Consider the following 15,305-nt stretch of genomic DNA (forward strand, 5'->3'; position numbering starts at 1 on the left):
ACGCCACGCCGCCGCCGGGACTCTCGCGCGGCGCGCCTCGTCGCGTCTAATTTCCCGTGCGATTCCAACATGCTGAGCATCAAGCTCAGCCTGGATTTGACTTCCACCCCCGAACCTAAATAGAGTCTTAATCGTTACTTTTATGTATCCGGGTAAGAGGCTAGCGTTCGGGCCATGGCCACCGAAAAAGCCGAGACTGACCGTATTCCCGTAACCTTGGCGCTCTCGACCATCACCTATTTGGAGAAGCTGGTGAGACAGGGCACCCACGGCACCAGCGTTCCCGGCGTCGCACGTACCCTGATCGAGGAAGGCATCCGTCTCGCCATCAAGGACGGGCTTTTGTCGATTCGCGACAATGGCAGGACGTGAGCGCGCGCCGAACGTGAGGCGGACGGGTCTCGGAAGGCGGATGGCTACATCTGCAACCTGGGACCGTGACACATGCCTGTTCTTTCACCCACCTGGACCGACGATCGCATCGAACTTCTGAAGCGGCATTTCGAGGCCGGCCTCTCCTGCCGCGAGATCGCCGCCGATATCGGCGTCAGCCGCAACGCGGTGATCGGCAAGCTGTCCCGCCTCAATCTCACGCGCGGCCGCACCATCGACGAGCGCAAGGTTCAGGACCGGCCGGCGCGGGCGCCGAGAGCCGTGCCGCGGCTGCAATATGAGATGCTCGCCACGATCTATGGCGACACCGACGCACCCGTGGCCACAGGTCCGATCGACGACGCCAATCGCTGCTCGCTGATGGAGCTGGCCGAGAACCGCTGCCGTTGGCCGATCTCGACGCCGGGCGCCGAGGATTTCTGCTTCTGCGGCAACGCCGCGCCCGACGCTCAGCCCTATTGCGCCGGCCACAGCCGCCTCGCCTACCGACCGAACTCACGCGCCCACGTGATGCGCGGGTAGCATCTGCTTGACGCGTTTTCTTGACTCGAACCGGTATCCACTTTGCTCGAAAACGCTGTGCCTCCCAAAAACGAAAAACCTCCGGCGGGGCATCGCCGGAGGTTTCTGGAGGCTTAGCGTGAAGCTAAGAGCCGCAACTTTCGTATTTGGCTTGGAGATATATAGCTTAGTAACTCATGTAAGTAAATAAATCTGAGGCGATTGAATCGCATAGCTCGTCTTCGTCCGCCGCACGGACGGTTGGATTGCGAAGATCTCCACAAACAAAAAGCCCCGGCGGTCTCCCGCCGGGGCCCTGTCGCATCGAGGGACGTCAAGCTTACCAGTTGCGCTGGGCGCGCAGCAGCATGCTGTAGGTGTCCTGGTCCTTCAGCTCGTAAGTCGCCGCCGGCTTGGCGACGCCCGTCAGTGCTCCGGTCGTGATCACGCCCGAGTACTTCTGGTCGAGATGGCTGTAGGTGAAGTCAGCCGAGAAGGTCAGGTTCTTCACCGGCGTCCAGCGTGTGATGACACCGACCTGGCCGATGTTGAAGTCCGGGTTGCAGGAGCCGGTCAGGGTGGCGAACGCCGCGCTGCCGCAGATCATGCTCTTCGCCGTGCCGCTGTAGTTGACCGCAGCCCACGCGCCGTACAGCGCCGTGTTCCAGTACGGGCTCCAGTTGTGGGTGAAGGCACCCCGGAAGCCGTAGGTCTTGGTCAGCTCGAGCTGCCCGCCCGGTCCGAACACCGCGTCGGACACGCCGGCGAAGCCGATGCTCTGATAGGCGGCATTCGAGCTGCCGAACATCGAGTAGCTGGTCGCGGCCAGCTCCTGGAAGTTGTAGCGGCTCGCGCCTTCGGTGTAGACGCCCGAGATGTTGATCACGTCGCCGGCGCCGGTCGGGATGTTCTTGATGCCCAAGGCGAGCTGAACGGCCCAGCCCCATTTGTCTTCGGGATGACCGGTGGCTTCGGTCGCACCGTAATAGCCGACATGGTTGTCGTGCGCGGCGACCGACGCCTGGAACAGGCCCCAGGCCTGGTCGACGCGAACCATGGCGACGAGGTCGGGCGAGCGGGTGCCGCCGAGGTCGTTGGAGCCGTAGGCACCGCCGAGAACGCCGGTGGTGGACATGCCCGCGGTGTTCCAGATGTTGGTCTGGAAAACCTGCGTCTGGTCCTGCGCCGAGAACGCGGCCGTCACACCCTGGCCGAAATCGGCGGTGTAGGTGAACTGGGTCACGCCGTTGGTGGTGCCGCTGCCGCCGACGAGCTGGTCGAAATTGTTGCCGGGATAGTTGATCCAGGGCGCGTCGAACTGCGACACGGCCTTACCCATGGTGAAGCCGGCGAACTGGACGAAGGCGTAGTAGACGCCGAGCGCGCCGCCGGAAAGATTGCCGTCGGTGCCGTTGATGTTGCCGCCGCTCGAGCCGGTGAGGCCGGTGCCGGCCGCGTTGAGGCCGATCGTGCCGCTGTACTGGGTCGCCCCCGTGCCCGAACCGGTCCCGCCATAGCTGCCGGTCGTCCAGGTGAAGACCGCGTCGAAATAGGTGCGGACCACGCCGTACTCGGTCGCGGTGCGCGTGTCGATGTTGAGATCTTCACGAGCGCGCATCGAGTAGTAGTTGGTGAGGCGGTTGTTGGCCGCGAACACGCCGTTGTACTGGGCGCTGTAATTGCCGCCGGCGTTGAGCGCCACTTCGGCACGCACATAGCCGCCGAGCTTGATGCAGGTGTCGCTGCCCGGGATGTAGTAGAAACCCGCGCCGTACAGCGTGCAGATCTTGACGTACTCGACTGCCTTGGCCTTGACCGGAAGATCGGCCGCCTGGGCTCCAGCGACGGCGATCAGACCCGCCGCAGTGCCGAGCAAAAGGCTCTTCACCACTTTCATCTCAAAAACCTCCAAGTTGCTCATTTTACGGAGACCGGACCGTGAGGCCCCCCAAGATCCCCGTCTCCATCAATCCGCTCGGCCGCTTTCGGACACACCCGCTTTAGACGCGAGCAACGTGAGCGAACCACCTGCAACGGGACGATCGAGAACCCCCCACCGTCAGGGACCAATATGCCTGCGTCGTTGGCTAATCAAAATAGTTTATTAAGTCAGCTTTCCGGTTTTCGCTAAGCCTGTGCCCCGCGCGCAACACCGGGGCCGAGGCAATCGCTGAGCTGATCATCTTTGTAGTTTTAGTGACGAAATTACCCTGCCCTGCACTTGCGTCAGAGCAGGCTTGCGTGGACTATGGCCCTCCACGAACACCGGCCTGAACAATCGGTTCACGGGAGTGACGCTGTGTCCGCGACGAGGAAAGAAGGAGCGCGCCTGCGCTCGATCGGCAATCTGGATATCATCAGGCGCTTCACCTGGGAGATATCGTCGATCAACATGTATCTGGAGGAGCTGCGTCAGTTCTGGGCGAAGACGCTCGGCATCAGCGGTCCGCAATGGCTGATCCTGATGGCCATCTCCGATCTCGACAAGGACGACGGCATCCCGGTCAACGTCGTCTCCAAGCTCCTCCACGTCGATCCGTCCTTCGTCACCACCCAGTCCAAGCTGCTCGAAAAGAAGGGTCTGCTGCGCCGTCGCCCCTCGCCGACCGACGCCAGGGTGGTCCGGCTGTCCCTGACCGACAAGACCCAGAAGCACATTGCAAGCCTCAATGAGCAGTACAAGACGATCCGCGAATTCGTCTTCCAGGAGTTCGACGAGAACGAATTGACGGAATTCACCGGCAAGCTCGCGACGCTGAAGAACCGCCTCCAGAAAGCCTGCGTCCGGATCTCGCTCGACTTCTAGGGTCCTGGGGCCCCGCGCTCAGATCCGCCGCGCGGCGGTGCCGAGCCGCGATTCGAGCCAGTCGAAGATGTATTCGTTGGCAAGGCTCGGATTGTCTGCATGGGCCTGCGCCGCGCCGGTTTCGGCCGCGGTGAACACCTTCAGCATGACATCCGAGGTGGCGAGCCGGGAGCTCTCGACGATCTGACGCGCCCGGTCGGCCTTGAGCCAGCCGTCCTCGCCGAGCGTGATCAGCACCGGACAGTCGGCGCTGGAGGCCATCAGCGGCGCATGCGGCACCGGCACGATGCTGACGTCGCTCATCGCAAATCGGCTGGCAAAGAAGGCCCGCTCGTGCAGGTCCCACAGGCCGCCGTCGCAGACGGCGGCGGCAAGCCGCGGCTCCTGCAACACCGCGCGCGCCACGAAGGACGAGCCCCAGCCGTCGGCGATGATCCCGACCCGGGCGAAATCGATGTCGCCGCGCGTCTCCAGATAGTCCATGACGCCGGGAATCGCGCTCTCGAGATCCCGGCGCCGCAACAGCGCGTCGAGATAGTCGTCGCGCTGGTCGCCGAACAGGTCGAGCGCCAGCATCGAGAATCCACGCTCGCGCGCATGCGGCACGAGCTTGAACAGGAATTCCTCCTTGCGATGGCCGGGCTCGCCGATGCAGATCACGGTCGGAGCCCGTCCGCTTTCCGACGGCGCGGGAAGGAAATAGCCCTGCAGCGCATGTCCGTCGAGCCAGGGGATCGTCACGACTTCGCCGGCCGGGCCGCGCGCCGCGAGGTAGCGGCGGGCACATTCCTGCATCGCGAGCACCGCGACCCAGCGGCGCTCGTCGGCCGGGTCGAGCGGCATCGCCGCCGCACCGTAGTAGTTCATGGCGCGCAGCCAGTTGCGCTGCGCGCTCGCCATGTGGCCTTCCGCGAACGCGGCCTCGGCGCGCTGCCGATTGGCCTGCGCGAGCTTCTTCCACTCGCGATGCCAGGACCGGTCGTCACCGCGCTTCAGCTGCCGCGCGATCATCAGGCATTCGGCGATCGTGGCGCCGCCCTCCTGGGCCGCGGTCAAGAGCCGCGTAAATTCAGCGGAGATGTCCTCCCGCTCCGGGCAAAGGATCCAGTCGTCGGAGAGGCATGCGGGAATCATCGGAGCTACGCTCTATCATCGCGTTATCCCTGATTGACTAAACTATTTCAGTTTACCGACCAAGCAGCCGTGCACCGAATGAGAGCCGTTCGAGATCACCATCGCTTGAACGAAACGGCCCCCTCGCATGCGTGACATTCCAATTCGTCATGAGGCGATGAACATTGGCAGGAGGTGGCACGTACAATTATCTGCGCACCTCTTGCCATGATGATTATCATACCTATATCCGCGCGCCTTTCGAGGCGATCTCAACCGAGCCGCCAGCCGACCTCCTGCGTAAAGCTATCGTAGAAGGCGCGGTCATAGGCCTGCTCCGGCGTGGCGCGCACGCGTTCGTCGAGACGCTTGGCGTCCTCGCCGACGAGGATGCGCCATCGCTCCGCCTTGACCCCATCGAGAATGATCTTCGCGGCCTGTGCCGCCGTCGTCGGCGCATCCTCCAGGAAGCTGCGGGCGCGCTCGGCGAACGCCGCCTGGATGTCCTCGTCCGACATCTTGTCGGCATCCGGCACGCCGGCCGCGACCATCCGCTTGCGGGTCAGCGCGACCTCGTCCGCGTTGAGCCGCTCCGACCCGTCGGCGCTCTGCACCTTGCGCGAATTGGAGACGATCGAGGTGCCGATGTGACCAGGCATCACCACCGAGCATTTGACGTGCGGGGCGTGCAGGCGAAGGTCGTTGATCAACGCTTCGGTAAATCCCTTCACCGCGAACTTGGCCGAGCTGTAGGCGGTGTGCGCCTGGCCCATGCCGATCGAGGCCCAGAAGCCGTTGACGCTCGCGGTGTTGACGATGTGGGCCTCGTCCGCCGCGACCAGCATCGGCAGGAAGTTGCGCACGCCGAGATAGACGCCGCCCCAGCAGATGTTGAAGGTGCGCTCCCACTGCTCGCGCGTGTTGGTGAACAGGCTGCCGCCACCGCCGATGCCGGCGTTGTTGAACAGCAGATGGATCCTGTCGGTCTTCTGTTGCTCGGCGAGCTCGTCGCGAAAACGCTTCAGGTGATCCTCGATCGAGACGTCGGCGACATGCGTCGTGACGCGCAGGCCTTGCGGCAGCTTCTCGATCTCGCAGAGCCGCTTGGTCTCCGCCATCGCGGCTTGCGAGACGTCGCACATCGCGACATTGCAGCCCTCGGCAACGAGTTGCCGCGCGAGCTCGCGCCCCATTCCCGTGCCGCCGCCGGTGATGACCGCGATCTTTCCTGCGAAATCCTTCATGGGACTTTCGGCCCCTCCCTTGTCGGTATGTTTCTTCACAGCGCCGCTTGCCGGACGCGCGCACGAAATGTAGCAGCGCCGCATCCGCAAATGAAAGCGGATCGGCGAAGCAATCTTCGGCATCAATTATTTCGGCGTGCGGACTATTGGCCTGCAGTCGCCACGCTGTCGTTGCAGATGAGAGGAGACCGCGAAGCGGTCGTCTCGAAGGACGAGGCGCTTGCTCAATCGTCGCCGGAAGCACACGCGATAGCCCGGCCGTTGCGCGGGAGCGTCCGCGGCGCTGCTGCCACAGTTGGGGCAAAAGTGCCCGGTTCCCGTATTTGTCCGGCTTCGGTTTATGGGTAATTTTTTTACAATCCGAATCGTCAAATGGACTCCGGACGCTGGGTCGAGTCGGCCAGGCCAGCGTGTTGTTTGCGTGTCACAGGCTCTGGCACTCCGCTTGCATCCTCTTCGTGGTCTGAAACTACCGATGAGGTGACAGGAATGTTCGTGACCGTCGTTGCCGTGCTCTGCCGGCTGAGTGCAGCCAGCTCAGGCAGTTGCATCGAGGAAATCGTGACCGACAGCAACATGACGCCCGAGATGTCGTTGATGCAATGTGCGATCGGCGCACAGGCGCCTTTGGCGAAATGGATGGGCGAGCATCCGATCTATCACGCCAATTGGCGCCTGGATCGGTACAAATGCGTGCCCGGCCATTACGAGATCAAGGGCCACGCCTAAGGCCCCGCAAAACTACTGATCCGAAGACGACGGATACGAGGAAACGCCCGGGGGCCGCTTGTCCCTTCGCGGGCACTGCCAGCGCCAAGCCCTCAGCGAGGCGGCGCGCCCTGTGACCACGGTCACACGCTTCTCCCATCACGCCACCGCGCGCATGATGAGCGCCCGCGCTTTGCGTCCCTCCGGCGTCGGCATCAGCGCGTAATTGTGCGGCTGGTCACGCAGCAGATGCAGCTCGACCGGCACGCCCACCGCCCTCGCCCGCTCGGCGAGATCGACGCTATCAGGATAAAGCAGATCGCGCGTGCCTGCGAAGATCGTCATCGGCGCAAGCGCACGAAAGGCGCCGTTGAGCGGGCTGACGAAGGGATGGCCGATATCGAGCTCGCCGGCGTAGAGCCGCCCGGCCTCGACGATGCCAGGAATGTCCTGGATCGGATCGCGCTTTGCGATCTCGACCTGCTCCGGACGGCTGACCGAGGCATCGGCCGCGGGTGAGATCAGCACCATCTGGTCCGGCTGCCGATGCCCGCGATCGCGCAGCCATTGGCACGCCGCGAGTGCGAGGCCAGCGCCGGCCGAATTGCCGGCTACCGTGACCTTCGCAGATCCCGCGTCTTCCAGCAGCATGCGCAACAGCTCGGCCGTCGCCGGCACGACATCCTTCGCGGTGGCGCGCGGCGCCAGCGGATAGATCGGCACGACGCACACGACGTTCGCCTTGCGCGTCATCTGGCCTATGAGGCGCCAATGCGCCGGCACGATCTCGTTGATGTAGCCGCCGCCATGCAGGAACATCACGAAGTTGCAGCCCTCATGTCCCGACGCCGGCGCGGTGTAATAGACCGGCCAGCCGCCCATCTTCGTCAGTGTCACCTCGACGTCACGCCCCAGGTTCGGCGGCTCGAACGAAGCCGGTTGCAATGCGAGCTTCTGCACATGCGCCTGCACCGCTTCGGCTGATGCCAGCTGCTGCTTGTAGGGCAGCAGGGCGAGCAGCGCGTTGAAGCCGCGGCTCTGCAGGCTCGGCCCGGGCTCACGGCTCCGAGGCGCGCAAAGATCTGGACAAAACTGCAGGGCCGACACGATCCTTGCGACGCTCATGGTCAGTTCTCCGCTTGGCTGGGCATCCATATGGCGACGAAGAGGCTTGCCGACAGGTCGCCATATGCGCGTATAATGCGAGCATTCGCTCGCTTTTCCTACTCGCATTCGGATCGCAAAGCCCATGGCGCGCACGCCGCCGACAAAACCCCGGAAAAACGCTTTGCAGGCGCGATCGCGCGCCACCGTCGACGCGCTGGTCGAGGCGACTGCTCGCATTCTGGTCCGCGACGGTTTCGAGAAGGCCAGCACAAACCGCATCGCCGAGATCGCCGGCGTCAGCGTCGGCTCGCTCTACCAGTATTTTCCGAGCAAGGAAGCGCTCGTCGCCGCCGTGATCGACCGTCACAACGAGGAGATCATGGGCCTCGTCCGCACCGCGCTCGCGGAAGTCGCCGACCTGCCGATCGACAAGGCGGTGCGAAAGCTCGTCACCGTCGCAATCGAAGCCCACCGCATCGACCCGAAACTGCACCGGGTGCTCGCCGAGCAGATCCCCCGCACCGGCCAGCTCAAAGACGTCGAAGCCTTCAACCGCGAGGTCCATGACCTCGTGCGCACCTATCTCGAAAGCCGCCGCAAGGAGATGCGCAAGATCGACCTCGACGTCGCAACCTTCGTCTGCGTCAGTTCGATCGAGGCGGTCGCGCACAACACGGTGCTGAACGGACCCGAAATGCTGTCGGAGAAGATGGTGCGGACGCTGGTCGACGAGACGACGCGGATGGTGGTGGGGTATTTGAGGTAGGCGGCCCTTAGAGAGATCTGATCCAGGCTCAAAAGTGATAGTTCACGCCCACTCGCGCCACGTGGAAATCCGCCCGGCCGAAATTCGCCGTGTATTTGGACAGGGTCGGGCCAATGCCCGTTGCGAGTGCGGTGGCCGTCACTGACGATTTGCCGAGGTCGACGTAGAGATATTCGGCCTTGAAGCTCCAACGAGGCGCAAAGCGCCATTCGCCGCCTCCACCCACCGTCCAGCCAGCCAGAATGCGGGAATCGGTGCCCGTGAAGCAAGTCGATCCGATCGTACAACTGAATGAAGTGCCGCCGACGGAGACACTGAAAGCGCCACCCGGTCCGTTCGCGATGTAGTCGTCGAATGTCGCTACTCGACCAAAAGCAAAGCCGCCGGTCCCATACAGAAGAACGTTAGGCGTGACCAGCGCCCCCAGACGCCCACGAATGCTCCCCCACCAGTCAATCTTTTGCTCGGCCGAGATGGTCTGCGCGAAAGCTGGGGGCAGAATCGGCGTTGTTTCGCGACCGCTTCCGCGCAAGCTGGATGCGCTCAAGTCACCTTCAACGCCGACGAGCCATTTGCCACCCAGCTGCCAATTGTACCCCGCTTGCAGGCCCCCCGTGGCACCACTCATCGAAAAATCGTGAGGGCTGGGAGCAACCTGCCCCGCAAACGGAGGCGCAATCGGAACTCCAGGATTGAAGATGAAAGCGGAGGCCGCGTCACCGGTGAAATTCACGGTCCGGTCTGCCCATGCGCCGCCAACGTTGCCGCCAGCATAAAATCCCGTCCAGCTTGGGCTGGAGTCAGCCGTGCGCGCTTTCGTGAAAAGTGCGGGGCTTTGGTCAGCAGCTTCCGCCCCCGACGCGACACTCGCCAAGACTGCTACAGCAGCCAGTGCTCTTCTCACGGGACGCCCCCTCCGCGATTCCAACGCGCCCGAAATTCTTAAATCATGTTGACGCTGCACGCTGTGACGCCAGGGCAACACTCGCGGAACGTTGCAACCCAAGCGGAAACGTGCGGCCCACGGTAAACCCGGCCGAAAAGGAATTTGCTTCTTTGAAAAATGGTCGGAGCGAGAGGATTTGAACCTCCGACCCCTAGTCTCCCAGGCGACGGCAGATCGTTGCTTCTACGGGAGAATTTTTGGAAACGACGGAGCGGCTTCGGTTTGCAAAGACAGGGTCTTTTACCGAAATTGTAAACCGATCGGGAGGCTGCACACGGCGCCAGCGAACGGCCGAGCGTGGCTGTGCTTGATACACACTTTGCTACACATCGCCGGGAATTGGTTCTCTCTGTGTTCTCATGCCATAACGCCGCCCATGACCGACGAACTCTCCCTGCGCCGCGCCGTGATAGGCGGTAAAACCGCGCCTGACGACTATGTCATGATCTGGGACGATCTTCACATTGGCCGCATTTTCAGAACCACTGCCGTCGGCGGCGGCGCCGATTGGTCCTGGTCATGCTTTCTGCCCAACGTGCCGCAGCGGAGTGCCCATCGCGGCCACGCCGCCAGCCTGGACGCGGCCAAGATGGCGTTCCGATCCGCTTGGGCGGCTTTGCAATCGGACCCTCAGTTACGACGAGATCAAGCAGGCGCGCGTGACCGACGCCGACCGCAGCCGCCCCTGGCATAAGGGCGCATGACGGGAGCGCCGGCGAGTTCGACGAGCCGATCGCGCTGGCTTTCCAGGAACGAAGGCCCGGGGATGAGATTATGAGTCTCGCTGGCTTGCCGCCGAGCTGGCGGAGCGGACCCCGGCCCATACCCCCCTAGCGCCCCTGCGAGCCGGGGCCGTCTCTCCGCTGCTTTTGTATCGGAGTATGCGTATGCGTTCCTCGCCCTCGATCGTGCCGGCCGATCGCCTCGACCGCGACATCTACCTGGTGCTTGAGGATTTCGGCGCGGGTGCCGGGTGCGCATGGCGTGAGACCGACGAGGCCGACACCGATCTCGAGACCGTCCTACAGGACATCCTCTCCGGCCAATATGCCTATCCGCTTCGGATCGTGCGCTTCAATGCGATCGAGGGCTGGTCCCGCGACGCGACGTCCGACCTTGCCGACGCGCTGGCCGAGCGCGCCGCCAACTCCGACGCCGAGATCTCGCCGGCTCTGCAGGATTTCATCAACGCCAACGCGACGCGACGATTTGACCTGCAGCTCGCCCTGCCCCTGCGCGGCGCTGCCCGATGACATCTGAAGGCAGGCCTGTGGGCTCGGCGAAATGCGCCGCGGCCGGCCGGCGCGCGGGGCGAACATGCCATTCACGGCCGCGTGTACGAAGCCAATTGAGGCCTCCAACGAAGCGAAGCTGAAACAATGCAATCCGATACTGCGACGGTAACGACCGTTGCGGGAGGCTCAAATGCGTAGCCTGATTTTCGGTACGGCTCTCCTGGCGCTGGCGACCATCGGATGTTCCACGTTTATTTCCGCTGCCCTTTCTGCCGCGAGGGATGCAAAGGCCGCAACATTCTCAGAACGGTTCGCGCCGGCAATGACTCTCCCAGCCGGCTAGGTCCGCCAGCGTAAACGGCGAGCCGATTGCGACCGCCTTAATGGGGAGCTTTGCCTTCTCGGTTGAGCAGCTCCAGTCGTCGTTCTAGCTCTTGCTTCTTCGCCGCAAGCTTCTCCGCCAAAACATCATTGACGACGGTGTGGAGTCGCCACAGCTCTTCGAGAGACATGCTCTCAAGAGGCTTCCGATCCATGAATCCCCCCGACTCACGTATCGCACAAGGTTAGCGACAAAAACGAGACACTGCCACTTTCTCCCGACGAGATTCACATTTGCGAATGAAGGTACAAAGGTGAATGCCCTCCCTTAGCTTGCTGGGCATATTGGTTGGGAGCATGCTGCATTGACTGATAACATTCCGGCGCAGAGCCGATATTTCGTTCGAATGGGCGGCAAGGGTTGGATGGTTTACGATCGAGTACGCAAGGGCCCGACACTGATAGAGACCGCCTGGGCAGCCAATTTGACAAAGGAGCAAGCCGAACAAATCCTACGCTCGCTTACTTCTTCGGCCGCGGAGAAGCCACTTTCTGCAACCGACCGAGGCCCACGCTAGCGCGATACCGGAGCGGCCTCAAAAGGGCGGCCTCAGCTGGGGCGGCAGCTGAGGCCATTGGGGTCTGCTCCGGCTTCAGGGGGGCTTAGGATGGCCGGAGCAGAGAGACAATTCGCCCGATTGCCACTTGTTCCCGATCTCGCAAATTGAGCGGGAAGTCTTATTTTCGGTCCATGCGTATGACGTACGAGCTCTGCTTGGCTACCGCCGCCAAGCACGTCCCTTCAGGGACTGACTGGATCCACGAGGTAAAGTACGACGGCTACCGAATGCTGGTCATTCGGCAGAACGAGCGGGTGCGCCTCCTCTCTCGCAACGGTACGGATTGGACCAAGCGCTACCCCTGGATCGTCCAGGCCGCGCTGAAGAACCGCGAGCGGCACTTCGTCGTCGACGGAGAGGCCGTGGTGCTCGGCGTCGACGGCGTCTCCGACTTCAACGCCCTGCATTCGCGTCGGCATGATGACGAGGTGCAGCTTTACGCCTTCGATATCCTTGTGCGCGGCGGCGAAGATCTGCGGCCCCTGCCCCTCTCGCTGCGCAAGAGCAACCTGGCGCGCTTGCTGCGCGGCCGGCCCGACGGCATGTTCGTTGCGCCATTCGAGGCAGGCGAGATCGGGAGCGAGCTCTATCGCGCCGCGGTTCGCATGGGCCTCGAGGGGCTGGTCTCCAAGCGTCGCGATCGGCGCTATAGCAGCGGTCGCTCCAAGGACTGGATCAAGGTCAAGAACCGGACGCATCCCGCGATGTCGCGGGTGATGGACGCCCTCAATAGCCCTTCCGTTTGATGCGGTAGTGGTCCCGATCTGAACACGGGAAAGCCGCTGTCATGTCAGCTGTCTGGAGAGGACCGAACGTCACATGATCGTTCGCCTGACGGCTGCTCATGACCCAATTCGGACTTGGTTTGCCATGGGCGATTCAAGCCCTTCCGAAAATGAATTTAAGCGGTTCAGTCTGAGTATTTTTGTAGTATCCTGTTGGACCTTCCAGCTCCGCAATATTTGGGAGGAGGTTTGGATGAACAAGTCCTTTGCCGGTGCCATTTTGATCGCGTTGGCAAGTTCTGCGATGGCTCAAGATGCGATGAAGGTGGTCAAGCCCGAGCATCCGGTCTTCAGGGGCGCGCAAACCGCCCTCTTGATCGGTGACCTAACAAAGGCCGAGACGATCGTCCAGCGGGTCAAATTCCCGCCGAATTATAAAGTTCCGCCGCATACTCATCCCTATGCCGAGGTCGTCACCGTGATGAGTGGCAGCTTTGGGAACGCCATGGGGGAAAAGTTTGATCCCTCGAAAGGCGAGATATTGAAGCCGGGCTCCGTCTTCACGCTGTCGGCGAAGCACCCCCACTATGTATGGACGACAAACGAAGAAACGATGGTCCAAATTGTATTCACCGGGCCGGGGGGCATTGTGTTCATCGATCCAGCCGACGATCCGCGCAAGAAGTAAAAACGAAGCGCCGAAGCATAAAAAGAGGCCACCTCAATCGGGTGGCCTCTTTCGTCATTCCGGCACCGGCGCGATGTCGGCTGTTGGCCCTTAGCGGACCTTCACGGGGATGCTCGCTGAGGGCCGCTTGTGACCCAAAGCGGACACAGGCCGCTTAGTCCTCTGCTCGAATTTCGTGACCAAACCTATCGATAAAGCGCTGGCGAATTTGCACGAACCACCGCTTTTCATACTCTGCGACGAAGCCCTCGGCCGTCAGTACTGCGTGTGCAAATTGGTCCGCAGTAAGAGTCTTGGTTGATGCAATTCGTTGGGCGTCAGCGGGCGGAATGCAGAAGCCCCAATCAACGCAGAGTTCGCTCAGCAGGTGAGACAGGCGGTCTTCCAACGAAGAATCCTGCTTGATCGGCCGAAAACCCATGGTTGTACCCTTTGCCTTCCCGGTAGGACGGATAGCACAAATAAGACTTCCGGTCCTGGCCCATAGCTGACCAACCTCGGCATGGTGCGTGATGGCAGCTTCTGACCCTAAGCGGCCTTCGCGGCCGTGGCATCACTCTGGTTTCCCCAGTTTTTGCCGGCACCTACGGGTAGGCGGCAGTCAAGCCCGTCAAAAGTCCCACTAGCCTGACGCGGAATGTGATACGACACTCGCGCAGCGTGGTTTGTCGCGCAGTAGGCCAACATGGCTGACATCCCGACCACTCACTACGTCAAAAGTGATGACGTCCATATTGCCTATCAGGTGATTGGCGACGGTCCACGCGACCTGCTGTTCGTCCCCGGTTTTGTCTCCAATGTTGAAGCGCTTTGGCAATCGCCGGGCCGCGCCTATTTTTTCCGCAGGCTTGCAACGTTTGCGCGAGTCATCATTTTCGACAAGCGCGGCACCGGAATGTCTGATCGCGGTTCCCAGATCTTCACACTTGAACAGCGGATGCACGATGTGCAGGCGGTGCTGGACCAGGTCGGTTCCCAGCGGGCCACCTTGTTTGGCGTATCCGAGGGCGGTCCGATGTCGCTGCTCTATGCCGCGACGTATCCCGAACGCACGTCCGCTCTGGTTCTTTGTGGCACTTATGCGCGACGCGCGTGGGCTCCTGACTACACATTCGGATGGACTGATGCGCAGTGGAGCACTTTCCTCGATGACATTGAGCACCACTGGGGCACGACAGATGCAATGAGTTTGCTGATGTGGGCGCCCAGCCTTGCCGGCAATACGCAGGCACTTGAGCAAGTTGCTGCCTACTTCAGGGCCTCAGCAAGCCCAGGGGCGGCATCCGCGATCATGCGCATGAACCGGGAAATTGATGTCAGAAATATCCTCCCCGTCACGCGTGTACCGACCTTAATTTTGCATCGCACCGATGAGCGCGTCATCGACGTGAAGCATGCGCGCTACATGGCGCAGATGATTCCTTCCGCCAAACTGATTGAGCTCAGTGGTCAGGACCATGTGGTCTGGGTAGGCAGTCAGGACGCAATCCTTGATGAGGTCGAAGAATTCGTCACTGGGCATCGGCAGGCAGCCCAGCCAGATAGAGTGCTTGCGACTGTGCTGTTTGTCGACATTGCGGGATCGACGGAACGCGCCGCCATGCTCGGCGACGGCGCCTGGCACGTACTGCTCGACGCGTTCTATGCCAAAGCGCGGGGCGTGCTCGGCCAGTATCGCGGGCGCGAAATCAACACCGCCGGCGACGGTTTCCTTGCCACGTTCGACGGACCTGCGCGCGCCGTACGCTGCGCCAGCGCAATCCGCGATGCGGTGCGCTCGCTCGATTTGAAGGTCCGTTGCGGTTTGCATACCGGTGAGTGCGAATTCGTCGCGCACGATATCGTTGGCATTGCCGTGCATATTGGCGCGCGCGTGGCGGCGCTAGCTGCGCCGGGTGAAGTTCTGGTCTCACAGACGGTTCGCGACCTCGTAGCAGGCTCCGGATTGACGTTTGAAGAGCGCGGCCGTCACACACTCAAAGGCGTGCCTGACGAATGGCGTCTGTTCCGTGCGGTGATTACCTAGCCCGCTTTCACCCCGCCATGTGGTCAGAGCACCGAAGGACCGCTTTTGGCCCTTCAGCGACATTGGAAGATTGCTGCTTCTCCGCCGCTGTTCGGGCTTAAGCGGA

The 15,305-nt window shown here is 62.1% G+C and carries 16 protein-coding genes; 10 read left to right on the top strand and 6 right to left on the bottom strand.

The window, feature by feature from the left end:
• Positions 1–174: 174 nt before the first annotated feature.
• Positions 175–372, top strand: a complete 198-nt coding sequence (locus tag GGD62_RS05970; RefSeq protein WP_007603456.1) for a hypothetical protein — start codon at positions 175–177, stop codon at positions 370–372.
• 72 nt (positions 373–444) lie between these two features.
• The gene (locus GGD62_RS05975) at positions 445–915 is read left to right on the top strand and encodes a GcrA family cell cycle regulator (protein WP_183707487.1); all 471 of its coding nucleotides are present in this window, start codon (positions 445–447) and stop codon (positions 913–915) included.
• Between the two features lie 319 nt (positions 916–1,234).
• On the opposite strand, the gene GGD62_RS05980 is transcribed toward GGD62_RS05975, so the two are convergent.
• Positions 1,235–2,791, bottom strand: coding sequence for a porin (locus tag GGD62_RS05980; protein ID WP_183234456.1), 1,557 nt, complete (start codon positions 2,789–2,791; stop codon positions 1,235–1,237).
• Positions 2,792–3,193: 402 nt separating this feature from the next.
• Between GGD62_RS05980 and GGD62_RS05985 the strand changes: the two genes are divergently transcribed.
• Entirely contained in the window at positions 3,194–3,700 is a 507-nt protein-coding gene (locus GGD62_RS05985; protein ID WP_026202299.1) for a MarR family winged helix-turn-helix transcriptional regulator, read from the top strand.
• 18 nt (positions 3,701–3,718) lie between these two features.
• Here the strand turns inward: GGD62_RS05985 and GGD62_RS05990 are convergent, their stop codons facing one another.
• On the bottom strand, positions 3,719–4,834 hold the full coding sequence (locus GGD62_RS05990; RefSeq protein WP_018320072.1) for a S9 family peptidase: 1,116 nt from the start codon (positions 4,832–4,834) through the stop codon (positions 3,719–3,721).
• A gap of 251 nt (positions 4,835–5,085) precedes the next feature.
• Positions 5,086–6,057 (bottom strand): SDR family oxidoreductase, encoded by a 972-nt coding sequence (locus GGD62_RS05995; protein ID WP_183707489.1) that lies wholly within the window; start codon positions 6,055–6,057, stop codon positions 5,086–5,088.
• 489 nt (positions 6,058–6,546) lie between these two features.
• Here GGD62_RS05995 and GGD62_RS06000 point away from each other — a divergent pair, with 489 nt between their 5' ends.
• Positions 6,547–6,786, top strand: coding sequence for a hypothetical protein (locus tag GGD62_RS06000; RefSeq protein ID WP_092257446.1), 240 nt, complete (start codon positions 6,547–6,549; stop codon positions 6,784–6,786).
• A 138-nt stretch (positions 6,787–6,924) separates the two neighbouring features.
• Here GGD62_RS06000 and GGD62_RS06005 read toward each other — a convergent pair whose 3' ends face one another.
• Positions 6,925–7,890 (bottom strand): alpha/beta hydrolase fold domain-containing protein, encoded by a 966-nt coding sequence (locus GGD62_RS06005; RefSeq protein ID WP_183707490.1) that lies wholly within the window; start codon positions 7,888–7,890, stop codon positions 6,925–6,927.
• Positions 7,891–8,053: 163 nt separating this feature from the next.
• On the opposite strand from GGD62_RS06005, the gene GGD62_RS06010 reads away from it, so the two are divergent.
• Positions 8,054–8,638: a TetR/AcrR family transcriptional regulator gene (locus GGD62_RS06010; protein WP_246788768.1), complete on the top strand. Its 585-nt coding sequence runs from the start codon at positions 8,054–8,056 to the stop codon at positions 8,636–8,638.
• Positions 8,639–8,666: 28 nt separating this feature from the next.
• On the opposite strand, the gene GGD62_RS06015 is transcribed toward GGD62_RS06010, so the two are convergent.
• Positions 8,667–9,623 carry an outer membrane beta-barrel protein gene (locus GGD62_RS06015; protein WP_312014243.1) on the bottom strand — a complete coding sequence of 319 codons (957 nt, stop codon included), beginning with the start codon at positions 9,621–9,623 and terminating at the stop codon, positions 8,667–8,669.
• A 337-nt stretch (positions 9,624–9,960) separates the two neighbouring features.
• On the opposite strand from GGD62_RS06015, the gene GGD62_RS06020 reads away from it, so the two are divergent.
• From GGD62_RS06020 to GGD62_RS06035, 4 genes are all read left to right on the top strand, one after another.
• Positions 9,961–10,278 (top strand): hypothetical protein, encoded by a 318-nt coding sequence (locus GGD62_RS06020; RefSeq protein WP_246799988.1) that lies wholly within the window; start codon positions 9,961–9,963, stop codon positions 10,276–10,278.
• Positions 10,279–10,471: 193 nt separating this feature from the next.
• Complete coding sequence (locus tag GGD62_RS06025; protein ID WP_179738892.1) at positions 10,472–10,837, top strand: hypothetical protein; 366 nt, start codon at positions 10,472–10,474, stop codon at positions 10,835–10,837.
• A gap of 1,054 nt (positions 10,838–11,891) precedes the next feature.
• Complete coding sequence (locus GGD62_RS06030; RefSeq protein ID WP_183707492.1) at positions 11,892–12,506, top strand: RNA ligase family protein; 615 nt, start codon at positions 11,892–11,894, stop codon at positions 12,504–12,506.
• A gap of 73 nt (positions 12,507–12,579) precedes the next feature.
• The gene (locus GGD62_RS06035; RefSeq protein ID WP_246799989.1) at positions 12,580–13,173 is read left to right on the top strand and encodes a cupin domain-containing protein; all 594 of its coding nucleotides are present in this window, start codon (positions 12,580–12,582) and stop codon (positions 13,171–13,173) included.
• 154 nt (positions 13,174–13,327) lie between these two features.
• On the opposite strand, the gene GGD62_RS06040 is transcribed toward GGD62_RS06035, so the two are convergent.
• Positions 13,328–13,594, bottom strand: coding sequence for a hypothetical protein (locus GGD62_RS06040; RefSeq protein WP_183707493.1), 267 nt, complete (start codon positions 13,592–13,594; stop codon positions 13,328–13,330).
• Positions 13,595–13,858: 264 nt separating this feature from the next.
• On the opposite strand from GGD62_RS06040, the gene GGD62_RS06045 reads away from it, so the two are divergent.
• Positions 13,859–15,199: an adenylate/guanylate cyclase domain-containing protein gene (locus tag GGD62_RS06045; protein WP_018320062.1), complete on the top strand. Its 1,341-nt coding sequence runs from the start codon at positions 13,859–13,861 to the stop codon at positions 15,197–15,199.
• Positions 15,200–15,305 lie beyond the last annotated feature (106 nt).

Source organism: Bradyrhizobium sp. ERR14 (assembly GCF_014198235.1).
Lineage (GTDB): Bacteria > Pseudomonadota > Alphaproteobacteria > Rhizobiales > Xanthobacteraceae > Bradyrhizobium.